General features: G+C 53.4%; 21 protein-coding genes. 9 read left to right on the forward strand and 12 right to left on the reverse strand.

The annotated features are described in order from the left end of the window. Positions 1-3: 3 nt before the first annotated feature. Both prfB and lnt read right to left on the reverse strand, forming a co-directional pair. A protein-coding gene (gene prfB, locus K365_RS0125045) for a peptide chain release factor 2 (RefSeq protein ID WP_201765631.1) occupies positions 4-1,093 on the reverse strand; the annotation gives its coding sequence in 2 pieces (ribosomal slippage) (positions 4-1,023 and positions 1,025-1,093; 1,089 coding nt in all). Next, complete coding sequence (gene lnt / locus K365_RS0125050; protein WP_006966748.1) at positions 1,090-2,655, reverse strand: apolipoprotein N-acyltransferase; 1,566 nt, start codon at positions 2,653-2,655, stop codon at positions 1,090-1,092. Before lnt ends, prfB begins: the two co-directional genes overlap by 4 nt. Positions 2,656-2,852: 197 nt before the next feature. Here lnt and K365_RS0125055 point away from each other — a divergent pair, with 197 nt between their 5' ends. From K365_RS0125055 to recD2, 5 genes are read left to right on the forward strand one after another with little or no spacing between them, the layout of a single operon-like run. Further along, positions 2,853-3,305: an Hsp20/alpha crystallin family protein gene (locus K365_RS0125055; protein ID WP_006966747.1), complete on the forward strand. Its 453-nt coding sequence runs from the start codon at positions 2,853-2,855 to the stop codon at positions 3,303-3,305. 29 nt (positions 3,306-3,334) lie between these two features. Continuing rightward, positions 3,335-5,689 carry an endopeptidase La gene (gene lon / locus K365_RS0125060; protein ID WP_006966746.1) on the forward strand — a complete coding sequence of 785 codons (2,355 nt, stop codon included), beginning with the start codon at positions 3,335-3,337 and terminating at the stop codon, positions 5,687-5,689. Beyond that, the gene (locus K365_RS0125065; RefSeq protein ID WP_024336811.1) at positions 5,673-6,488 is read left to right on the forward strand and encodes a septal ring lytic transglycosylase RlpA family protein; all 816 of its coding nucleotides are present in this window, start codon (positions 5,673-5,675) and stop codon (positions 6,486-6,488) included. Before lon ends, K365_RS0125065 begins: the two co-directional genes overlap by 17 nt. Positions 6,489-6,492: 4 nt before the next feature. Next, positions 6,493-7,059, forward strand: coding sequence for a D-glycero-beta-D-manno-heptose 1,7-bisphosphate 7-phosphatase (gene gmhB, locus K365_RS0125070; RefSeq protein ID WP_006966744.1), 567 nt, complete (start codon positions 6,493-6,495; stop codon positions 7,057-7,059). After that, positions 7,056-9,191, forward strand: a complete 2,136-nt coding sequence (gene recD2, locus K365_RS0125075; RefSeq protein WP_006966742.1) for an SF1B family DNA helicase RecD2 — start codon at positions 7,056-7,058, stop codon at positions 9,189-9,191. Before gmhB ends, recD2 begins: the two co-directional genes overlap by 4 nt. Before the next feature lie 87 nt (positions 9,192-9,278). On the opposite strand, the gene K365_RS0125080 is transcribed toward recD2, so the two are convergent. The 9 genes from K365_RS0125080 to K365_RS0125120 all read right to left on the reverse strand — a co-directional run bounded on the left by K365_RS0125080 (position 9,279) and on the right by K365_RS0125120 (position 18,947). Next, positions 9,279-10,106: an epoxyqueuosine reductase gene (locus K365_RS0125080; protein WP_024336812.1), complete on the reverse strand. Its 828-nt coding sequence runs from the start codon at positions 10,104-10,106 to the stop codon at positions 9,279-9,281. Between the two features lie 20 nt (positions 10,107-10,126). Then, the gene (locus K365_RS0125085; RefSeq protein ID WP_006966738.1) at positions 10,127-11,707 is read right to left on the reverse strand and encodes a BCCT family transporter; all 1,581 of its coding nucleotides are present in this window, start codon (positions 11,705-11,707) and stop codon (positions 10,127-10,129) included. A 208-nt stretch (positions 11,708-11,915) separates the two neighbouring features. Then, positions 11,916-13,388, reverse strand: a complete 1,473-nt coding sequence (locus K365_RS0125090; RefSeq protein WP_236609966.1) for a sigma-54 interaction domain-containing protein — start codon at positions 13,386-13,388, stop codon at positions 11,916-11,918. Positions 13,389-13,408: 20 nt separating this feature from the next. Further along, the gene (locus tag K365_RS0125095; RefSeq protein WP_006966734.1) at positions 13,409-13,924 is read right to left on the reverse strand and encodes a phosphate-starvation-inducible PsiE family protein; all 516 of its coding nucleotides are present in this window, start codon (positions 13,922-13,924) and stop codon (positions 13,409-13,411) included. 107 nt (positions 13,925-14,031) lie between these two features. Then, the gene (gene trpA, locus K365_RS0125100; protein WP_024336813.1) at positions 14,032-14,802 is read right to left on the reverse strand and encodes a tryptophan synthase subunit alpha; all 771 of its coding nucleotides are present in this window, start codon (positions 14,800-14,802) and stop codon (positions 14,032-14,034) included. Next, positions 14,795-16,021, reverse strand: coding sequence for a tryptophan synthase subunit beta (gene trpB / locus K365_RS0125105; protein WP_024336814.1), 1,227 nt, complete (start codon positions 16,019-16,021; stop codon positions 14,795-14,797). The genes trpA and trpB overlap by 8 nt, the downstream gene beginning before the upstream one ends. Positions 16,022-16,062: 41 nt before the next feature. Next, positions 16,063-16,809, reverse strand: coding sequence for a GntR family transcriptional regulator (locus K365_RS0125110; RefSeq protein ID WP_006966727.1), 747 nt, complete (start codon positions 16,807-16,809; stop codon positions 16,063-16,065). A 55-nt stretch (positions 16,810-16,864) separates the two neighbouring features. Continuing rightward, complete coding sequence (locus K365_RS0125115) at positions 16,865-18,145, reverse strand: aspartate aminotransferase family protein (RefSeq protein ID WP_006966726.1); 1,281 nt, start codon at positions 18,143-18,145, stop codon at positions 16,865-16,867. A 13-nt stretch (positions 18,146-18,158) separates the two neighbouring features. Further along, a complete protein-coding gene (locus tag K365_RS0125120; RefSeq protein ID WP_006966723.1) occupies positions 18,159-18,947 on the reverse strand; it encodes a TrmB family transcriptional regulator in 789 nt (262 codons plus the stop codon). Between the two features lie 265 nt (positions 18,948-19,212). On the opposite strand from K365_RS0125120, the gene K365_RS0125125 reads away from it, so the two are divergent. The 4 genes from K365_RS0125125 to K365_RS0125140 all read left to right on the forward strand — a co-directional run bounded on the left by K365_RS0125125 (position 19,213) and on the right by K365_RS0125140 (position 21,595). Continuing rightward, entirely contained in the window at positions 19,213-19,668 is a 456-nt protein-coding gene (locus K365_RS0125125) for a GNAT family N-acetyltransferase (RefSeq protein WP_006966721.1), read from the forward strand. A gap of 403 nt (positions 19,669-20,071) precedes the next feature. Next, positions 20,072-20,335 (forward strand): hypothetical protein, encoded by a 264-nt coding sequence (locus tag K365_RS0125130; RefSeq protein ID WP_024336816.1) that lies wholly within the window; start codon positions 20,072-20,074, stop codon positions 20,333-20,335. Positions 20,336-20,404: 69 nt separating this feature from the next. After that, on the forward strand, positions 20,405-21,073 hold the full coding sequence (locus K365_RS0125135; RefSeq protein ID WP_024336817.1) for a DUF1638 domain-containing protein: 669 nt from the start codon (positions 20,405-20,407) through the stop codon (positions 21,071-21,073). Between the two features lie 120 nt (positions 21,074-21,193). Then, a complete protein-coding gene (locus K365_RS0125140) occupies positions 21,194-21,595 on the forward strand; it encodes an OsmC family protein (RefSeq protein WP_006966714.1) in 402 nt (133 codons plus the stop codon). A 33-nt stretch (positions 21,596-21,628) separates the two neighbouring features. Here K365_RS0125140 and K365_RS0125145 read toward each other — a convergent pair whose 3' ends face one another. Beyond that, the gene (locus K365_RS0125145; protein WP_006966712.1) at positions 21,629-23,026 is read right to left on the reverse strand and encodes a sigma-54 interaction domain-containing protein; all 1,398 of its coding nucleotides are present in this window, start codon (positions 23,024-23,026) and stop codon (positions 21,629-21,631) included. Positions 23,027-23,213: the final 187 nt, after the last annotated feature.

Here is a 23,213-nt window from a genome sequence, read left to right on the forward strand (position 1 = left end):
TGGTCAGGACATCAATACCCCTTCGATGAGTTCATCCAGATCCCCGTCCAGAACCCGGTCCACATCCCCGATCTCATGATCCGTGCGGTGGTCCTTGATCATGCGGTAGGGATGCAGCACATAGGACCGGATCTGACTGCCCCAGGCGATGTCGTCCTTGCCGTCGTGCAGCGACTGCATCTTCTGATCCTGCTTTTGTTTTTCCTGCTGGTAGAGCCGGGATTTCAGCACCTTCATGGCAATCTCCTTGTTCCGGTGCTGGGACGGTTCCTGCTGGCACTGGACCACGGTGCCGGAGGGCAGATGGGTGATGCGCACAGCCGAGCTGGTCTTGTTCACGTGCTGGCCCCCGGCCCCGGATGCCCGGAACACATCGATGCGCAGGTCTTTGTCTTCGATATCGATCTGGATGTCATCTTTGATATCCGGATACACAAATACCGAAGCAAATGAAGTGTGGCGCTTGCCCCCGGCATTGAACGGGGAGATGCGCACCAGCCGGTGGACCCCGGATTCCACTTTCATGAACCCGAAGCAATTTTTTCCCGCCACTTTGAAGGTGACCCCTTTGATACCGGCCTCATCTCCGGGCTGCAAGTCGATCAGGGTCATTTTATACCCTTTTTTATCGATCCACCGGGAATACATGCGGAACAGTATTTCGGCCCAGTCCTGGGAATCCGTACCCCCGGCACCGGCATTGATGGATACCAGGGCATCCCTGGCATCGTCTTCATGGTCCAGGGTGATGTCCAGGGAAAACTGTTTGATTTTCTTTTCAATGTCGGCCAGTTGCCGTGCCACGTCCGCTTCCGCTTCTTTGTCTTCTTCCTCATGGGCCATTTCCAGCAGCATGCGGGCGTCTTCAATTTCATTGCCAAGATGGTTGCAATGCTCGATCAGATCGGAAAGCCGGGTCTGTTCCTTGAGCATTTCAGTGGCTTTGTCCGGATCATCCCAGAAATCAGGCCGGGCACTGAAGAATTCCAGTTCTTTTAATCGTTTTTCTTTGACCGGCAGGTCAAAGATACTCCTTGAGGCGGTCAGCTTTGGCAGTTAATGCAGACAGGGTTTGTTTTAAGTCAGTATTCATGGCTGATATCTCCTTTTCATATATTGACAGGTTTTTACCATAAAACCCGGGATGATTGCAATAACACAGATCAGGGTGAACAGATCCCCGAAACGGGTGTAAACGCTCAAAGACGTCATGGCCGGAAGGGTTTGCAGGATCACGGCATCGGTAAAAACAGGGGTGGATTGCCGCACCCGGCCGGTGGGGTCGATGAACCCGGAAATCCCGGTGTTGGCGGCCCGGGCCACGCTCCGGCGGTTTTCCACGGCCCGGAGCACGGCAATGGCAAAATGCTGGGATGCTGCGGATGTGTGTCCGAACCAGGCATCGTTGGTTACCGTGGTCAGCAGATCGGCCCGGTTTTGGACAAACGCGCGTGAAATGTCCGGAAACAGGATCTCAAAACAGATCAGCACCCCGGTGTGATGATTTTTGAACGTCAGAGGAGTGAATGCCGGATCTCCTCTGGAAAAATTACCAGCTTCAGCCGTCAGTTTTTCAATGAAAAACAGCAGGTCCTGGAACGGGACATATTCACCGAACGGCACCAGATGGGTTTTGTCATACACGCCTCTGGGCAAAGCCAGGTGATCGAGCATCACCACCCGGTTGAAATATCGGACCGGATCATGGGCCGTGTCCACGGCCGGGGTGCCGATGAGAAAATGGGTGCCGGCCTGCCGGATATACGGGTCCACCTGATTGGAAAGCGCGGTGTTATGGCCGTAATAAAACGGCAGAGCGGTTTCCGGCCAGATGATCAGGTCCGGTTGAAATTGGGCCGCCTCAAGGGACAATGTGCCGTATTTTTCGATGGTGGCCAGGCGGAACGCCATGTCCCATTTCATGTCCTGCCGGATGTTTCCCTGAATGATGGCCAGGCGGGTGACCGAAGCCCGGGCCATTTTTTTCTGTACATCGGCAAGTCGATACATTGAATATCCATACGCCCCGGCCAGAAGCAGACAGGTGTATCCGGCGCTGACGGCCACCGGGATCAATGCCGCAGAATGTCCGGATCGCCGGCGTGTCACAAGATATCGCCATGTCTGTGCGGCCACGGCACTGCACAGGACCAGAAGAAAAGAGATGCCCATCACCCCGGTCATGTCCGCGATCTGCACAATCCATCGGTTTTCCGCCTGGCTGTAGCCTAAAATGCCCCAGGGAAACCCGGTGAACAGATAGGTCCGCACCCATTCAAGCCCGATCCAGATGGCGGCCGCAGCCGGCGGCATTAATACGGGTGGCGGGGCCAGTTTTTTGAGGCCAAAGGCAAAAAGGGCCGGATAGACAGACAGATACAGGCACAGAAGAATCAGGGCCGACACGGACAAAACCGGATGTAGTCCGCCGAATGTGCACAAGGTGGGAACAATCCAGTAAATCAGGGTGGAGAAATGAACGAATCCCGCGGCAAATCCGGCAACAAATCCCTGCCGGGCCGTCAGGGTCTCCAGAGAGAAGATCAGAGGGGCCAGGGCGATGAATCCCAGGCCGTACATATACACGTCCGGAAAACTCAAGGTCAGCATCAGGCCGCTCACCAGCGCTGGAAAATAAAGGGACCACATGTGCATAATTGTTAAATCAGTCCGTCGGCTGGCATTTCCTTTTTGATTTTTTCCGGATCCATGTCCGTCCAATATCACCCATGGACCGGGATTTCAAGACCCTGGTATGGGAATATTTTTATTGCGCTTTACAATTTTATGGCCGGATGATATCTTTACTGATGGTCATACGATCATAAGAACACCCTCTGCAGGAGCTTTTTATGGAACATATAGAAATTCGTTTCGGCAGCAACCTTGGTACGTACGATACCGATGAAAGATCCTTTCAAGACATGTTTCAGTCCGTAAATCCCATGTTCTGTTTTTCAAAACGGATCTGGAAACCCCAGATGGATATTTTTGAGACCCAAAATCAGATCATTATCCAGGCGGAGATCGCCGGGGTGCAAAAAGAGGATATTATTATTGAAGTCAGCAACAAAGCAGTCAAAATTTCCGGAATCAGAAAAAATGCCCGTCTGGATCCCGCAGCCACCTATCGGCTGGCTGAAATTCAGTTCGGTCAGTTCGAACGAGTCCTGTACCTTCCCTGCATGATCGATGTGGAAAAAGTCTCTGCAGTTTTTAACAACGGTTTTCTTCAACTGACCCTGGGCAAATTATTTTCACAGAATATGAAACCGGCACATGATCTGTCCATGGATTTTATCTAGCATTTCTGTTCATTCACAAAGGATAAGACATGGATGACATCAGACATTCAGCCGCTGCCATCTCCACCAATGATATTCCCGGTAAAATTCCCATCCTTCCCATTGTGGATACCAACCTGTTTCCCAAAATGGTGCTGCCTCTGGTATTGGTCCAGAAAGAGGCGATTGATCTGATTGATGAAGCCATGGCCGGCTCCCGCATGCTGGGCCTGATTCTTTCCCGAAAACCGGACCCGGGGTCAAAACACCGGGCCGAGGATCTGTTTCGCATCGGTACCGTGGCCATGATTCTGAAAATGTCCAAAATGAAGGATGAAAAAGCCCAACTGCTCATTCAGGGGCTGAACCGGTTCAAGACCGTGCAGTTTTTACAGGGCAAACCTTATCTTCAGGCAAATATCGAGGTGCTGACCTGCAAAAACCAGGATCGGAGTGTGGAAAACCGGGCACTCATGGCCAATATCGCTGAACAGTACGAAAAAATCGTCAATCTGTCTCCCGGACTGCCCGGAGAGATGGCCCATATGATCAAATCCCTGAAAGAACCCAATGTGCTGGCGGATATGGTCGCGTCCTCCATTAACGCGCCCGTGGAAGAAAAGCAGAAAGTGCTGGAAATGCTCAATGTCAACCAGCGGTTGAAAAAAGTCACCCGCCTGGTCAATGATCAGCTGGAAATTCTGGAAATGGGCTCCCGGATTCAGAACCAGGTCAAGGAAGACATGGACAAACAGCAGCGGGAATATTATCTGCGCCGGCAGCTCAAAGCCATCCGGGAAGAGCTGGGGGAAACCGACAGTGACAGCGTGGAAATCCGTGAATACCGGGCAGTGATCCAGGAAAGCCGTCTGCCGGAAGAGGCGGAAAAAGAAGCCCAGAGAGAATTGCAGCGCCTGTCCCGCATGAATCCCTCATCGTCGGAATATGTGGTGGCTTCCACCTACCTGGACTGGCTCACCAGCCTGCCCTGGCACGAGGCATCCAAAGATGTGCTGGATATCAAGTCCGCCCGGCGTATCTTGAATCAGGATCATTATGGACTGGAAAAGCCCAAAAAGCGAATTTTAGAATTTCTGGCCGTGCGAAAACTCAAGAAAAACTCCAAAGGCCCGATTCTGTGCTTCACGGGTCCCCCGGGTACGGGGAAAACTTCGCTGGGCCGGTCCATTGCAAGGGCGCTGGGCCGGGAATTTGTCCGGATTTCTTTGGGAGGCGTTCGGGATGAGGCTGAGATCCGGGGACACCGCAGAACCTATGTGGGGGCTCTTCCCGGCCGGATCATCCAGAATATTCGGAAAGCCGGAAAAAAAAATCCCGTGTTCATGCTCGATGAAATCGACAAGCTGGATTCTTCCTATCGGGGAGATCCATCCGCGGCTTTGCTGGAGGTGCTGGATCCGGAACAGAATGATTCATTCACCGATCACTACCTGGATGTGGCGTTTGATCTGTCGGATGTCATGTTTCTGACCACGGCCAATGTGATGCACACCATTCCTGCCCCGTTGCGGGACCGCATGGAAGTGCTGGAACTCAACGGGTACACCGAGGATGAGAAACACAAGATCGCCACCCGGTATCTGATTCCCAGACAACGGGATGCCCATGGGCTGACCGCCGGACAGATCCGGTTCACGCCCGGGGCCGTTAAAAAAATCATTTCCGGGTATACCCGGGAATCGGGGTTGCGGAATCTGGAACGCCGGATCGGCACGGTGTGTCGGGGGGTAGCTACAAAAATCGCTGAAGCACAGGCCGTTCATCTGGTGATCCGCCAGGATGATCTGCATGAATATCTGGGGCCGGTGCAGTATTCTCCGGATCTGGCCCTGCGCATTCACACCCCCGGTGTGGTGGTGGGTCTGGCCTGGACCCCGGTGGGCGGGGAAATTCTGTTTGTGGAAGCCGTGGCCATGAAAGGGGGCAAGGAGTTGACCCTCACGGGCCAGCTGGGAGATGTGATGAAGGAATCCGCTGCCACGGCGTTAAGTTTTATCCGGTCCCATGCTGGAAAACTGGGGGTGGAAGATACATTTTTTGATACCCATGATATCCATGTCCATGTGCCGGCCGGATCCATTCCCAAGGATGGACCGTCTGCCGGGGTTACCCTGCTGGTGGCGCTGGTATCTCTGGTCACCGGCCGGAAAGTACGGCCCCGCACAGCCATGACCGGGGAAATCACCCTTCGGGGAGAAGTGCTGCCCGTGGGCGGGATCAAGGAAAAAATCATAGCCGCCCACCGGGCCGGTGTCAAATCCGTGATTCTTCCGTTATGGAATCAAAAAGACATGGAGGATGTGCCAAGGCATATCCAGGATCAGATGAATTTTACGTTTACCGATAAAATGGAAGACATTATTTTACATGCCTTTGACTTATGAAAAAAAATATCCCCTGGTGTTGGGTATCGGCATCCGGCTGGTGTGCCTGTGTTTGTTCTGTGCCGTAAGTGCCGGATGTGCCAAATCCATTGATCTGGACCTGCCGGATAAACGCCCGGCGCCTTCCTCCCGGAAAGATTCAGGAAAAATTTCTGCCACCCAGCGGCCCTATAAAGTCCTGGGCAAGCATTATACCCCCATTGCCAGTGCCCACGGGTTTTCCGAGACCGGCATTGCCTCCTGGTACGGCAAAAAATTTCATGGCCGGAAAACCGCCAATGGTGAGACCTATGACATGTATGCCATGACCGCGGCCCACAAGACCCTGCCCATGAGCACCTGGGTGGCGGTCCACAATCTGGATAACAACCAAAAAATCAAAGTGCGCATCAATGACCGGGGACCGTTTGTCACGGGCCGGATCATTGATCTGTCCTATACCGGAGCCAGAAAGATCGGCATGACGGGGCCGGGAACAGCCCGGGTCCGGGTGACCGCCCTGGGGGCCGCGACCCGATATGCTGAAAAAGAGCCCGTGGCATTCAGGGAACTGGACTACTGGACCGGCAATTTCACGGTGCAGGTGGGTGCGTTCCAGGAAAAAGCCAATGCCGACCGGTTCAGGGAAAAATTGTCCAAATCCTATCTCAACGCCCATATTATGGTGCATGAGGATCACCGGGGCCGGTTCTACCGGGTCCGCATCGGCCGGTTTTCCAGTCTCAAGGATGCCGAACGGTTCAGAGACAATCTTTTGAAAAATGACGGGTTTGCCCAGGCCTTTGCCGTGGCGGAGTAGCCGTATGGCAGCCGTGGTATTTCTGGACCGGGACGGGGTGATCAATCAGGATTCGCCTGAATATATCAAGCACCCGTCTGAATTTCATTTCATTCCGGGCAGCCGCCGGGCCATTGCAAGGCTGAACCGGTATGGATTTGACATCATTGTCATCACCAATCAGTCCATTATCGGCAGAAACATGGTCACCCGGCAGACCCTGGATTTGATTTTTGATAAAATGCACCAGGGGATTGCTGCGGCCGGAGGCCGGATCCTGGATATATTTTTGTGTCCCCACACCCCGGATGCCGGATGTGACTGCCGTAAACCAAAGCCGGAATTGATATATCAGGCAAAGGCCCGGTATGACATCGATCTGTCCCGATCCCTGTTTGTGGGCGACAGTGTCAAAGATATTCAGGCGGCCCGGAACGCGGGGTGCGGCAAGGCCGTGCTGGTGGCCACGGGAAACGGCAAACAGGCATTTGAAAAATTGACCGACCAGGGCGAACCGCCGGATTATTTCGCAGAGAACCTGATGGCGGCTGCCCACTGGATCACCCACCAACCCGGGCATTCCGTCCCATGATCACCATCAAAGGGGTGCTGTCCCGCCTGACATACCAGAACCCGGACAACCAGTACACCGTGTGCCGGATCCAGGTGGAAAAGATCCAGGACCCCATCACCGTGGTGGGATATCTGGCCGGGGTGGCTGAAGGCGAGACCCTGACCCTGAAAGGCCAGTGGGCGTCCCATCCCAAATACGGGGATCAGTTCAAAGCGGAAACCTATGAAGTCACCCTGCCGGCCACAATCTCCGGTATCCGCAGATACCTGGGCTCCGGCATGATCAAGGGGATCAGCAGATCCCTGGCAGACCGCATCGTGGACCGGTTCCAGGACCAGACCCTGGAGATCATCGAAAATCAGCCGGAAAAACTGCGGGAAGTTGCAGGTATCGGCAAGGGCAAACAGCAGATGATTGTCAAATCCTGGAACACCCATCACGCCGTGCGCCGGGTTATGCAGTTTCTCCAGGAAAACAACGTGAATGTGGCCCATGCCGGCCTGATCCTCAAAACCTATGGGGCCGGTGCCATGACCGTTCTGGAAACCGATCCGTTCCGCATTGCCATCGATATCCCGGTGATTGGGTTTGCGGCCGCCGATGCCGTGGCCCGGGCCAAAGGGGTTGAAAAAACCGACCCTGCCCGTCTGGCCGCCTGTCTGCTCTGCCAGCTGCTGACCTTTGAATCGGACGGCCATGTCTATGCCCTGAAAGAGGAACTTTTTTCTGCCTGCGCCCGCCTGGCCGGGGTGGATGCAGACCTGTTTGCCCCGGCCCTGGAAACCCTTGCCGGCAGCAAAGAGATCCGGATCTGGGAAGAACGTATCTATCTGACCCGCCTGTATGCAGCGGAAAAAGGAATCGCTGACCGGATCAATGCCCTTTTAACCATGCCGGCGCCGGAACCGCAGATCAGTCAGGAGGAGATTCTGGACCAGGTGCTGTCCGGCATGGCCGTGAAATTGTCCGATGAGCAGCTGGAGGTGGTGTGCCAGATGATGACCCGGAAAATATCCGTGATCACCGGGGGTCCGGGTACGGGCAAGACCACCCTGGTGCGCGCGTTGTGCCAGGTGTTCAAACAGCTTCGTCTCACCGTGGTTTTGGCAGCCCCCACGGGCCGGGCCGCCCGGCGCCTTTCCGAAACCACGGGCAACAAAGCGTTTACCCTGCACAAGCTGCTGGGATTTGATACGGATCAGGGCACGGTGGAACACAATTACACCAATCCCTTGAACCTGGATGTGATGGTGGTGGATGAGGCCAGCATGGTGGATACCCTTTTGATGTATCATTTGCTCCAGGCCATGCCGGCAGGTGCCAGTCTCATTCTGGTGGGAGACACGTTTCAGCTGCCGTCCGTGGGACCGGGCAATGTGCTGTCCGATATCATGGATTCAGGCCGGGTCCGGGTGTTTGCGCTGACCAAAATTTTCCGCCAGGCCCAGAAAAGTCCCATCGTGCGCCATGCCCACGATATCCGGAACGGGCAAATGCCTGATTTCAAAGCCAGGGAAGAACAGGGGCTGTCAGAGTTTTATTTTATTGAAAACCAGCACAGCGACAAAGTGGTGGCCACCATTATAGAACTGTGCGCCAACCGGATTCCCAGGACCTTTCCTCATATTACCGATTTTCAGGTCTTAACCCCCATGCACCGGGGCGAGGCCGGCACCATCAATCTTAACCAGCAGCTCCAGGCTGTCCTCAATCCGGGCAAAGGCGGGATCGACAGCCATGGCATCACGTTCCGGTCCGGGGACAAGGTGATGCATTTGAAAAATAATTATGAAAAAGAGGTGTTCAACGGCGATATCGGCCAGGTCACTGAAGTGTCCAGGGCGGACGGGACCCTGGTGGTGGACTATGACGGCCGCAGTGTGACCTATGACCTGCTGGATCTGGACGAACTCACCCTGGCTTATGCCGTTTCCGTGCACAAGTCCCAGGGCTCGGAATACGGGGCCGTGATCATCGCTTTGACCATGGCCCATTTTCCCCTGCTCCAGCGCAACCTGCTCTACACGGCCCTGACCCGGGGCAAACACCTGGTGATCCTGGTGGGATCCTCCCGGGCCGTGCACACCGCGTTTGAAAACAACCGCACCCGCCTGCGCCGATCCGGACTCAAAGACCGGCTGACCGCATAATCAAACGAAGGAAACACCCGGCGGCCCCGCCATCCCGGCCCGGAAGACAGCTCCGGGCCGGGATGAAGAGGTGGTTATTATCCAGCGTCAATGGGTGTCCGAAGATTTGACCGGTTTTCCCACCGGGCAGGCCAGCTCACATCTGCGGCAGTATTTGATGATTTTCACAGGGTCGTCAAACCCGTCAACCCGCTGTTCTTTTGCCGCGTCATTGTCTTGTTCCATCTGCATGTTGCAAAAAGGGCGGCTGTAGCTGCCGTCCCGTCCCGGAAGGATTTTTTGTCCATATTCCGCTTCCGTGTACTGCTGGGTGGCAAAAGCATTTTGAGGACAGGCCTTTCGACAGAATTCCTGACAGTTTTTACAGGGATCAAACTGCCTGGGGCCGGTAGCGATCAGGTCTGCATTCACGGTCAGGGCCCGGAGCCGCACCCGGGGACCGAATTCAGGGGTGATCAGAATATTGTTTTTGCCGATACAGCCAAGGCCTGCCATGACCGCGGCATCTTTGAGATAGGTGCCGCCCTTTTCCACGTGATAGGGCAGGTGCACGGTCTGGATGCCGAAGGTTTTTTCGATCCAGGGGCACAGGTCCCGGCAGATCTTTGCCAGGATGCGGTTGCCCGGCGGATCTTTCCGGCCGAACCACCAGTCCATCTCGGGTTCGTCTGCAGGATGGTTCACCGCAATGACAATCACTGATTTTGCATTTTCAGGCCATGCCGCTTCTCCGGGTTTCAAGCCGGAATCGGTTTTCCGGGTCCCGATGCCTTCTCCGGCATGGGGCATTTTCGGCGCAAAAGTGAAAGAAGGCGCGGATCTGAGATCTTCCACCCGGGCGATCCCAACCAGGCTGGCGCCCAATGCCGTTGCCTGCTTTAATATGGCAGCGGATGCTTGTTGCTCGATAATCATGATGTTTTCCTTTGATCCGCCTAAACGGCGGGTTTGATCTTTTCAGGAGGCAGTGCCTGGACATTTGTTTTCAAAATTTCTCCGTAATCCTCTTTAAGCCATTTCATCAGCGAGAAGACCATGAGCAGCAGTACCGGAATCAACGGCAGGGCCACCACAATGGAGGAGAGCTGCACCGCCTTGAGTGCGCCGGTAGAAAGCAGTCCCAGGGCCAGGAGTCCCAGAATGATACCCCAGAGGGTTCGGTTCCAGCGGGGCGGTTCCTCATCACCGGAAAGATTTATGGTCACCTGGGATGACAGGGTGTAGGCAGCCGAGTTCAGGGTGGTGGCCAGAAAAATGGAGCATAGAATGGTGAACACCGGGATAAAGATGTATTTGCCGCCGGGCATGGCATTGAGAATGGCCACGATGGTGACATTGTTGGACCAGCCGGATTCTTTGAGAATCGTATACACATCCAGGGCGCCCGAGGTCTGCAGATTGATGGCGTACCCGCCCCAGATGGCAAAGAAAATCCAGCAGCCCAGAGACCCGAACACCAGTTCGCCAAAGACCACCTGGCGGATGGTCCGTCCTTTGGAAATTCTGGCCACAAACAGACCCACCATGGGGGCATATGCCACCCACCAGGCCCAGTAGAACACGGTCCAGCCTTCAGGAAAGCCGCCGTTGGTAATGGGATCGGTCCACAGGCTGAGTTTGAAGAAATCAGAGAACATCAGCCCTAAAGAGTTGCACCAGTTGTTGAGGATAAAGGTGGTGGGTCCGATGATGAAAACATAAAGCAGCAGAAAATAGGCAATATAGGTGTTGAGGTCGGCCAGTCTGGCAATGCCCTTTTTCAGGCCGGCCCAGACCGTTACCGTGAACAGGGCCGTCCAGACGATGAGGACGATGATCTGGAGGGAAAAAGAGGGGGGCAGACCAGTGATTTCGCTGATCAGTGCCGTGCCTAAAGGAACGGCAAGGCCCAGGCTGGTGCCGATGCCGCCGATCATGGCAAAGATGACCACGATGTCAATCAGTTTTCCCAGAGGACCGTCAGCCCGGTTACCGATGATGCCGCGGCAGGCAGCGGAAAGCCGCAGGGCCGGAATTTTTTTCACATGAATGGCATAGGCAATGGGAAAGGTGGGCAACGCATAGATGGCCCATGGTGTGATGCCCCAGTGAAACTGCCCGTACATCCCGGCCAGTTCACCGATCAGCCCTTTCTGGGTGTCGGGGTCCACATGCAGCATGCCGGAATTCAAATAATAGACCGGTTCGATGAATGCCCAGTACACAATGGCGATGCCGATGCCGGCGCAGAAAATCATGGCAGCCCAGGTATAGGTGGAAAATTCAGGCGTGTCATCAGGCGCTCCCAGTTTGATGTTCCCCCATCGGGACAGGCCCAGCCAGACCAGAAAAAGGACGCAGAACAGGCCGAACATCAGGAAAAGCCATTTGAAATTGTGGGTGAGTATGGCAAACAGGGTATCTACCACAGCCCGTCCCGATTCCGGGAACAAGGACAGGAGCAGACCGATAATACCCGTGACGATAACCCCGGGCCACATCAGGCTGTGATCGATTTTTTTGGACACTTCCGACATGATTTTCTCCTTCAATTAAATGGTTGTGTTGACATCCTTTATTGTATCGCTGGCTTTTGCTTTGAGCAATTTGTGTGCCGGGCAGCCGCATGGGCCTGCAACGCCTTTATAGATCAGGCGATCAAAAAATAAGCGAAAAAAAAAGAAATCAAAGGAGGGAAAATATATTTGCGGTTTTGTAAAATATAATTTACAAAGCAAACCTGTTTTACATATTTTTGTGTTTAATCTCAGCCAGAAAGTGGCGAAGCCGCAGCCTGGATATTTTGCTGCCCAGCAGCTGACGGGAAATGCCCAGGCGCCTGGCTGCCCCGGCCACATTGCCGCTGGATTGTTCCAGGGCCTGGATGATCATTTTTTTTTCCAGAGTTTTGAGCGCGGTGCACAGATCGAGATTTGCCGGTAAAGCGGATGATTCAGGTTGATGAGAATCATCCGCCGGTGTCGGATCCGGTGACGGTGAATGGGGGGGGTCCTGTTCCAGAATATTGGCAAAATAACAATGCTCCAGTTTGAGACGGGTTTCATCTCTGCCGGCGAAATTGACGGCACTTTCAATCACATGTTCCAGTTCCCGGACATTGCCCGGCCAGGGATACTGCCAGAAAAAATCAATCACCTCCGGGGCGATGTTTTGAAGGGATTTGCCCAGCTGGGTATTGTATTTTTGCAGAAAATGACGTCCAAGCTCTTCAATGTCCGGGCGCCGGTCCCGCAGGGCCGGCAGCTTGATGTATATCACGCCTAAGCGATAAAAAAGATCCATGCGAAAGACCCCGGATCGGATCAGGTCCCGGGGAGACTGGTTCAGGGAGGAGATGATTTTTACGTCCAGATCGATGGTTTTGAGCGATCCCACCCGTCGCAGCTTTTTTTCCTGGAGCACCCGCAGCAGTTTGCCCTGTAAATGCAGGGGCATGGAGTTGATTTCATCCAGGAAAATGGTGCCCCCGTTGGCCTGTTCAAAAAGTCCGGCCCGGTCCACAGCACCGGTATAGGCCCCTTTTGCCGTGCCGAAAAGCAGCCCTTCAATCAGATTTTCAGGGATGGCCGCACAATTGATATCCACATAATGGCCCTTTTTTCCATAATAAAAATTGTGGATGGCCTGGGCAAACAATTCCTTGCCCGTGCCGGTCTCACCGTAGAGCATGACCGGAGACGGCGAATTTCCGGCCATCTTGGCGGTTTTTACCGCATCCACGAACCCGGGGTCGGATCCGATAATGCTGGCAAATGTATAGTGGGTGCCGTCCGCAAAGCGCTGATTGTTTTTGGGAGACAGAAAAGCCGGAATGGACCGTTCCAGAATATTGTAATCTTTTACAAAACAGATGGTGGCAAAGATCTTTTGTTTGTGAAACAAAGGAAATACGCTGTGAATGGTATTGCCCACATCGGCATTATGCGACCGGTAGGACAGCGCATAGTTGATGATGGGCTTGCCGTGTTTGAGTACCCGCATGCAGGTGGAAGAGTCATTGTTGTATTTATAAACCTGGGTGATGGGTTTGCCCAGGACATCGGCCGGGTCCATCTTGTCGATGGTGGCCTGGACCTCATTGTAAAAAATCAGGATGCCTTTGTCGTCGGTCATGAGCACGCCCAGGTCCAGATCACAGAGCAGATCCATAAACGCCAGCCTGCTGAAATCCACGCCGGGCAGGCAGAACTGTTTCACATCACATATCCGGCCGGCGATCACAGCTTTTTATCCACCCCTTCCATTTTACAATGATCCGGATTTTCAAAGCATTTTTCCGCTTCGCTGTGCAACACCGACCGGGCGTCGGCGTTTTTGACCACCAGCCAGTATCCGAAACCCATGGCAAACACCAGGGCCGCAGTGGCCAGAATGTAATCCGGCGTAACCACGGAGAAATCCAGGATGATGACTTTTCGGGCAATGGCCATCAGTGCCGTGGCCATGACAATTTTGACATGAATGACATCATCTCTGAGGTACACGGTGATGTTGATAAAGATCTCAATGGCGATCAGCACTGCCATGAATGCGCCGAATGTGGCCAGAATGTCACTGATGCTCATGAGCATGACCGGCGGGGTGCGCAGTTTCTGGTAGATCTCCCAGGCCACATCCACCACGCCCCAGAGAATGACCAGGGTCATCAGAACCGCCAGGCAGCGGACACTGAACCGGATGATAACCCGCAGTTTCTGAATCAACGGTTCTTTGGGGTTGTCCAGGTCATCCATGGGCAGACCTTTCTTGTTTTAAGGTTTCAGGTGATACCCGATGGCGTGAATTCTATGGCAAAACCCTTGGGGATGCAATAAAAAAACACCTGAAACCGATTGCCGGGTCAAGCCGAACGTGACAGTCCCTGAATAAAATCCCGGACAGCCGCCACACCGCCTTTTTCCATCACCCGGATGGTTTCAGAGCCGATCACCGCGATATCGGCCCTGCCTGCCAGAAAATCCATATCCGCCCGGTCTTTGATACCGAATCCCACGGCCAGGGGAACGGAAGCCGCCTTTCGGCACCGGGCCAGGTATTGGGCCAGATCATCGGACAAATCAGTCTGTGCGCCGGTCACGCCTTTTCTGGCCAGACAATAGATGAACCCGGAAGCAATGGATGCGATCTGTGCCATGCGGGCATCACTGGTACCGGGTGAAAACATCTGTATGGGAGACAACTGGTTTTTTTTCATGGCCTGGAGGTATTCCGCGCCTTCCTCCATGGGCAGATCCGGGACAATGGCACCGGTCAGGCCGATGTCTGCGGTGGTTTTTGCAAACGCTGCCATGCCGAATCTGTAAGGGATGTTGGCATAGGTCATGAACAGAAAGGGAATGGGATATATTGCTGCCATGTCTTTGGCAAATGCCAGGCATTTTGCCACGGTGGCGCCTTGCTCCAGGGCTTTCTGGTTGGCCTTGAGAATCACGGGTCCGTCTGCCATGGGTTCGGAAAACGGAATCTGCAGCTCCATCAAATCCACGCCGGCCGCCACCATGTGTTTCACCATGGCATGGCTGTCGTCAAAACTGGGATATCCCATGACAATGTGGGTCATGAGCAGCAGGTCTTTTTGTTTCTGTTTGTCACGGATATAGGATTCAAGCATGGTATTGTGCCGCCTTTGTCTGAATAAAGGTTTTCCATTCAGGGTCGTTCAGGACGTCGGCCACTGTGAAGATATCCTTGTCGCCCCTGCCGGACTGGTTGATGATGATAATCTGGTCTCTGGACAGGGTCGGGGCTTCCCGGAACGCCCCGGCAAAGGCATGGGCCGATTCCAGGGCCGGGATGATGCCTTCGGATCTCATGGTCAGCTTCAGGGCATCCACCACTTCCGCGTCTGTGGCGCTTTCAAACCGGGCGGTTCCGGTTTCATGCATGTGGGCCAGAATGGGGGATACCCCCACATAATCCAGGCCGGCGGAAATGGAGTGGGTTTCTTTCATCTGCCCGTCATCATCCTGGAGAAAATAGGTTTTGTATCCCTGGGCAATGCCGGCACCGGCATCGGTGGAAGACAGGCGGGCCGCATGAAATCCCGTGTCAATGCCTTTGCCGCCGGCCTCCACGCCCACCAGTTCCACAGGGTCATCCAGAAAACCGGCAAACAGGCCCAAAGCATTGGACCCTCCGCCCACACAGGCATACACCCGGTCCGGCAGCCGGCCTTCCAGGTCCAGAATCTGCTGTCTGGCTTCAATGCCGATAATGGACTGAAACCAGGCCACCATCTCCGGAAACGGGTGGGGGCCGCAGGCGGTTCCCAGCACATAATGGGTGGTGTCCATATTTGTCACCCAGTCCCGGAACGCCTGGTTGATGGCATCCTTGAGGATTTTGGTGCCGTCGGTCACCGGCACCACGGTGGCGCCCAGCTGCTCCATCCAGAACACATTGGGCCGCTGGCGCATCACATCTTTTTCCCCCATGTAAATGGTGCAGTCAAACCCGAATTTGGCGGCCATGGTGGCGCAGGCCACTCCGTGCTGACCGGCCCCGGTTTCCGCGATCACCCGGGTTTTGCCCATTTTTTTCACCAAAAGCCCCTGGCCCATGACATTGTTGGCTTTGTGGGCCCCGGTGTGGTTCAGGTCCTCGCGCTTAATATAAATTTTTGCACCATCAAAATGTCGGGTGAGGTTGGCGGCGAATGTCAAGGGCGTGGGCCGGCCGGAATATTGCGCCATCAGGGTTTCATACTGGTTCCGGAATCCGGGATCGGTTTTGGCCGATTCAAACACGGATACCAGTTCGTCAAACGTGGGAATCAGGATTTCAGGCAGAAATGCGCCGCCGAAACCGCCGTAATAACCGCGGTGTTTCATGATTTGGGGTTCCTTGATGCAACAGGTTGATAAAAATCGGGTCATGACAGGTTCCCGATGGTCTGGGAAAAGGCGAACCGGTCGGTCCGGCAGTAGAGCACCCCGTAAACAGCCGTGGGTGCATCGGGAAAATTCAGCTCCCGGAACACGGTGAGCACGGGAGTGTCGGACGTCAGTTCCAGCCACCGGGCCGTGACCGGATCCGGTGGGGCCACCGTGAAGACCTGGGTACCGCTTTCCGGGGCCAGGTGATATTTTTCAGCCACGGTCCGGGACAAAGACTCCGTGCCCAGATCCACACGGTCCAGACCCCGGAACAGTTCCGGATCCAGGAAAATATCTTCCTTGAGCACGGGGGTGTTCTGGGCCCGGATCAACCGGGACAAAAAATATGCGGATGCGTGGTTGAACGGGTTGTCCGGCTGATTTTCCACGGACATCCGCGTGACCGGGGTGACAATGGTTTTTTCAATGGTGATACCCCGGGTGAAAAACGCCTGGGACGTGCCGGCCAGGGAAAACAGGTCCACTTTGGGGGCCGGAGACTGCACAAAAGTGCCAGCACCGCGTTTGCGCAGGATCAGATTTTTGTGCACCAGCACATCCATGGCCTGGCGCACTGTGGGGCGGCCGATATGGTACTGCCGGGCCATGGCCGTTTCCGAGGGGATCGCCTGACCGGGCGGGTATTCCCCGGATCGGATCCGTTCAGAAATAATCTCTGCCAGCTGGTGGTACAACGGCACAGGTGAGTTGGGATTGAGCATGGTGTCCTCAATATGGGTCATGAATTTGAGGACACCCTAAAAGATATCTGTCAAGTTGTCAAGACATATTTACAGATTACTCGATCAGCACTTTTTCCAGCCGGTCCACCAGAAAATCCATTTCCTCCTCATTGATCACCAGGGGCGGGGAGATGCGGATGGTATGCCCGTGGCTGTCATTGACCACCACGCCCAGCTTCAGCAGTTTGCGGCAGAAATCCATGGCATTGCCGTCTTTCACTTCAATGCCGATGAACAGGCCTTTGCCCCGGACCTCTTTGACATGAACAGACCGGTCGGCAATTTCCTGGATCCGCTGTTTGAGAATGTCTCCTTTCCGGGCCGCCTGCTCTGCCAGTTTTTCTTGTTCAAACACCTTGAGAGAAGCGGTTCCGGCCACACAGGCCAGTGGATACCCCCCGAACGTGGACCCGTCCGATCCTTTGGAGAACACCATGTCCATGAGTGCGGCATTGGTGATGAACACGGACAGGGGCACCAGACCCCCGGACAGGGCTTTGCCTAAGATCACGCCGTCGGGCACGATGTTTTCATGCTCAAAACAGAATTTTTTGCCGGTCCGTCCCATGCCCACCTGGATTTCGTCCGCCACCAGCAGCAGATCATTTTCATCGCACAGCTTGCGAAGCCCTGCCAGAAATCCTTTGGGCGGAATGATCATGCCCCCTTCCCCCTGGAACGGTTCCACCAGAATGCCGCAGGTGTTGGGGGTGACGGCGTTTTTCACGGCATCGAGATCGCCGAATTCCACAGACACGAATCCCGGGGTCAAAGGACCGAACCCTTCTTTGTATTTTTTTGAGGAGGAAAAAGAGACCACGGAAATGGTCCGGCCGTGGAAGTTGTTGTTGAACACAATGATCTCCTGGTTGCCGTCCGGGATGCCTTTTTGCTTGAACCCGTAATACCGCATGGTTTTGATGGCGGTTTCCACGGATTCAACGCCCCCGTTTTTGGGGAGCACCTTGTTGCCGTGACTCCCGAACCGCGGGGCCATCTGGGGCGCGAACCGGGCCGCTTCCGACAGAAAAACGCCCAGGGGATCCGTAAACACCACATTGGACAGCACAGACGCGTAATGGCCGGTCAGCGCATCCATGACCGCGCCCGTGATGGCCGGGTGATGATGGCCGGGATTGGCTGCGGAATAGGCGGCCAGGCAGTCCAGATATTTGTTGCCTTTGTCATCGGTGAGCCAGCAGCCTCTGGCGTGCCGGACCACCACTTGAATGCGCTCATAGTGGTGGGCACCGAAATCGTTTTCCATATGAAAGATGGCATCGTCGGTTTTATCGGAAAAACCGGTGAAATCATGTAGTTTTTTCATGGGGGTCATGGTGTTTGTCTCCTTAATTGTCTGTTTTTATGAGCCGGTATAATTGTTTTTCTTCATGTGTGAGTCCCAGGTGCCGGTCCAGGGTTTTTTCCAGAAAACAGTGGTAAAAATCATGTCTGAGGCTGTCTCGGTTGGCAATGACAAACCAGGGGTTCCGGGTCCAGTTGATGGGGGAACTGTCTTCGTTGTCCACTTCAAAAATGCCCACCAACGCTTCATTTTTATCGGTGATGATGTCAAAGGATCGGCCACCGATGGTCTGGATCAGGTTTTGATGGTCCGGGTGGGTGACCTGCACGGAAAACCGTTTCGGGATATCGCCCATGGCGATGTAACGGATGGCCACGCCTTTTTTTTGTGCTTTGATCAGATCCTTGGACAGATGGCGGTCCGCCTCGGGAAACAACCGGGCGTAAATCTCTTTTTCTGCCCCCTGAATCATGTGCCGGGCTTTTTCCATGACATTGTCATACCCGGTCAAAGTCCAGATGAACTCCAGATCGTTTTTCCGGTCTGCCCGGGCGATCTCGGCTTCAAACGCCTGGATGTTGGATTCAAAGTCCCGCCGAAGCCGGCGCACCAGTTCATCCACGGGCAAGGGTGCATACTGACCCGTGTTGACCTCGATCACAAATCCTTTGGCTGAAAGGCTTCGCAGCACATCGTAGATTCGCGATCTGGCAATGCCTGAGACTTTGCTGAGTTGAGATCCGTTGGCCGGATGGTTTCCCAGAAGCGCCATGTAACAGGCGGCTTCGTATTGGGAAAACCCCAGATCCCTGAGTTTGGATTTGTTTTTCAATGATCCGTTCCTGACCTGATTTTATGTGATTCTATATGTTGCTACTATTATAGCAACATATAGAATAGTATGTTCAGTTGTCAAGTATTTTTATTGACAAGAATATGGATGCAGGCGTACAAATTAATTAGATACTTCTGATGATCTGAAAACTTCCGGTTAGCAATTCCTGACCGAACGTGCCTGCTTGAAAAATATGACTGCCTGTCTGAAGGCGGTTCTGTCCATAACTTGATATGGATAAATTTCCATGAAAGGAGGCCTTATGAAAACAAACAACATTACCATCCGGCTGATGAAAAATGAAGATTTTGATGCGGTGGTCCGGATTGACACCAAAGTGCTGGGCACTGCCAGGCCTGATTATTATGTGAAAAAGTTCCAACGGCTCATCAAATCCAACGACTGTATCGAAACCTCTCTGGTGGCTGAGGATGAAAACAAAAAAGTGGTGGGATTCATTATGGGTGAACTTGTTATCGGGGATTTCGGTATCTGCAATGATGATGCGACACTGGATACGATGGGGGTGGACCCGGAATTTCAGCGCCAGGGGATCGGGAAAAAACTGATCAATGACTTTGTGCTTCACCTGGAACAGCTGGAAGTTCGAAAACTCCACACTCTGGTGGACAAAAACGACAGTCGCCTGATGGGGTTTTATTCTTCCAGTCATTTCAGTCCTTCTGAAACGTTTGTCAATATGGAACGGATGGTTTGAATTTGAACGGTACCTATCTGTGGGAAAGATATCAGTGTGTTTTTTATAAGTGCAGGCAAAGGATTGCATTCTTGCGTCTGAAAAACGGGAGGGGGTGGTAACGTTACTGTTTTTGAAAATAGGTAACGTTAACGGGTGCCAACCGGTGAAAGAGAGTGCTCACCTTGAACATCAGATATCAGAAGATCCGTGCCAGTCGGGTGGGGTATTTAAAAAAAGCAATCATTTTTTGTCTGGTATGAATTGTGCATTATTAATTCCCGGTGATCAGATCAAGTAATGGCATTTACTTACCTCCATCATCTGACTCCGCCTTAGGGATGCCGGGACCGCTTGATACCGCCAGGAGCGGTCCCGGTAATCCCCAAGGAATTCCGAAAATTTACAGGAAAGGAGGCCGCCGATGTATGCATTAATTTATGATGATCCGGATCAGAAAAAAACGTTAAAAAAGGTGATTTCGGTTCATAAAAGCAGAAACGATGCGGAACAGGCCCTTTACCGGCGACGCGAAGACCTGCACCGGCCGATCTTGGAATGCCATACCCGCATTGTGTGGGTAAACAGGGCCGTGTCAGCCGGAGAAAAACTAACGGCAAAGGATTTCGCTGACTGGAAAAAAGGTGAAAAAATTCCTGTAGGTGAGTTATACAGTGATGAAGACTGAACAAAAGACCACTTCTTCAGGCGTGGTTCAAAGTCCCCGACCCACACACTCAAATCAAGGGAGATCCGAATGACACAGTCATTTTCAGATACGGCAATCGTGGCATGTGGCACCATGCGTCCGGAAATCGAATTTCTGACAGCAAAAAACTTTATAGACACCGACCATATTTATTTTACCACCCCCGGTCTTCACCAGGACATCCGGGAACTGGAACGCCAGCTGGGCAAAACCATTGAAAAAGCAAAATCCCGGGCCAAAGGGGTGATTGTGGTGTACGGAGGCAAATACTGCTATGTCAATGCCGATGAACCCACCCGGCTGATGGCCAACGTGATTTCAGAATATGGTCCAGAGGTCGTGCGGATTCAGGCCAGTCACTGCATGGGCATGCTGGCCGGTCAGGATGAGATGGACCGGATTGCTCAGGAAGTTGCCGGCGGGGAGCCCGTCTGGTTCATGACCCCGGGGTGGGTGAAATTCCGGAAACTGGTGTTCAAGGGCTGGGACAAGGGCATTGCCAACGAGAATTTTCCCCGTCATACGGGCGGGGCTGTGGTGCTGGACGGCATCGGATTCATGGATGACTACATGGAAAAAGATCCTGAGGGATTTCTGGAATATTGTGACTGGATGGGCATTCCCATGCAGGCCTATCCCATCACCCTGGACCGGTTCAAGTCCCTGTTGACCGATCAACTGGCTGTTCTGACAGCGAATCAGGCAGCCATACAATAAGTTTCGATCCGGACCCGGTCTGGCGCAAAATCATTTGCAATCCCTGTGATCCTGATTATAGTATGCGGCAAAGTGAGAGTTGATTACACCTGAGATCCTGCTGACAAAGGAGCGATGCCCATGACCATGGAAATTGAATTTCCCGGCAATAAAAAAGTCAACGCCCGGTACAACGGGTTTACCATTGAAACCGACCAGGCCAGAGAAGAAGGAGGCGACGGCAGTGCGCCCGAGCCGTTTGACCTGTTTCTGGCATCCATGGGCACCTGTGCCGGTATTTATGTGATCTATTTTTGTGAAGAAAGAAAGATCGATACCACGGGGTTGAAAATGTCTTTGTCTTTTGACAGAAACGAACAGACCCATTTGATTGAAAATGTGAATATTGATATCAGCCTGCCCCCGGGGTTTCCCAAAAAATACCGATCCGCGATTATCAAAACCGCCGGGCTGTGCACGGTAAAACGCAATATTCTTAAAGCCCCCGAGTTTAAAGTCACCGCACAGATCCGGGAATCGTAACCTGTTTATACGGCATGGGTAATTGACGGCGGTTCATACCGACAATTCCCGCGTCAGATCGATGCCGTATTTTTTCATGCGGTTCCATACCGTGACCCTTGAGATATTCAGACGCCGGGCCGCCTGGGTCTGGTTGCCCCGGGACTGTTTCAGCGCCTGAATCAGGGCTGTTTTTTCATCCGTTGCCGGAGACAGGGTTGTTTGTGTGGCATCTTGTGGGTGGTTCGCAATATTGCCGGCCGCCAGTTGCCGGGGCAGGTGGTGCCGCCCGATGGTGGTGTGGTCCGCCACCACAAACGCGTATTCCATGGCGTTTTTCAGTTCCCGGATATTGCCCGGCCAGGGATAGTCCATGAACAACGCCATGGTGGAATTGTCCAGGCCCTGAATCGTTTTGCCCGTTTTTTTGTTGAGGCGCCGGATAAAGGTACGGGTCAGCAGAGGAATATCCTGTTTTCTTTCCCGCAGCGGGGGCAGGTGAATGGGAATGACATTGATTCTGAAAAACAGATCCTGCCGGAACCGGTCCTGTTGGATCAAATTTTCCAAGTTTTTGTTGGTGGCTGTGATGATCCTTACATCCGTGCGGATGGGAGAGATATCCCCCACCCGTTCAAACTGCCCGGATTCCAGGACCCGGAGCAGTTTGGTCTGCAGCGAGATGGGAATGTCACCGATTTCATCCAGAAAAATATCCCCGTGATTGGCAGCTTCGAACCGGCCGATGCGGCTGTTGAACGCCCCCGTGAATGCGCCTTTGACATGCCCGAATAATTCACTTTCCAAAACAGCGTCATTCAGGGCTGCGCAGTTAAGTTGAACAAACGGTCCGTTCTTCCGGGTCCCGCACAAATGGATGGCATTGGCCACCAGCTCCTTGCCTGTGCCGCTTTCCCCTAAGATAATGACCGGTGCCGTGCTTTCCGCCGCTTTTTTGATCATTTCAACCACCTGACGCATGGGCTGGGATCGCCCCACAATGCCGTAAAACTCATCTTCCTGGTTAAAGTGTCTGGATAAAAAAAGGACTTTTTCATCCAGTTTGGCCAGTTCTGAAATATCGGTCAAAGTTTCCACCACGCCCACCACAACCTGGTTTTCGTCCCGCAGCACGGAGGCGTTTTTCAATACCTGCAAAAAACTGCCGTCTTTGCGCCGGATCAGGCACCGGCATTTTTTCATGTCCTGCTGCCCCGGCTCGAACAGCTTGCACCAGATCGAGTTTTTCCGGGTCTGCATGAACCGTTCGCACGCATCACACCCCAGCATGGTACAGGACATGCCCATGGCCTGGGCGGCATCATATCCGGTCAGGGTTTCAAAGGCTTTGTTTACCATGAGAATCCGTCCTTCCGGCCCGATAAACATCAGTCCGTCATTGATGGTGTTGACAATCTTTTTCCAGAAGGTGTTCATGTCATGTTCTTTCACGGGCGGATTCCTTTACAGTCTGATCAATCAATTAAACAGGTGTTAAATATACTGTTAAAATTTAACACCTGTTTAATACCACTGAAGATGCTTTTAAGTCAACCATATGGGTGTGTTATTATTTTTTTCTTTGGATTTCAAAGCGTTATCAAATACATGGGCCTGGTTTGTTTCCAGGCATGCGGGT

The organism is Desulfotignum balticum DSM 7044, assembly GCF_000421285.1.
Taxonomy (GTDB): Bacteria; Desulfobacterota; Desulfobacteria; order Desulfobacterales; family Desulfobacteraceae; genus Desulfotignum; species Desulfotignum balticum.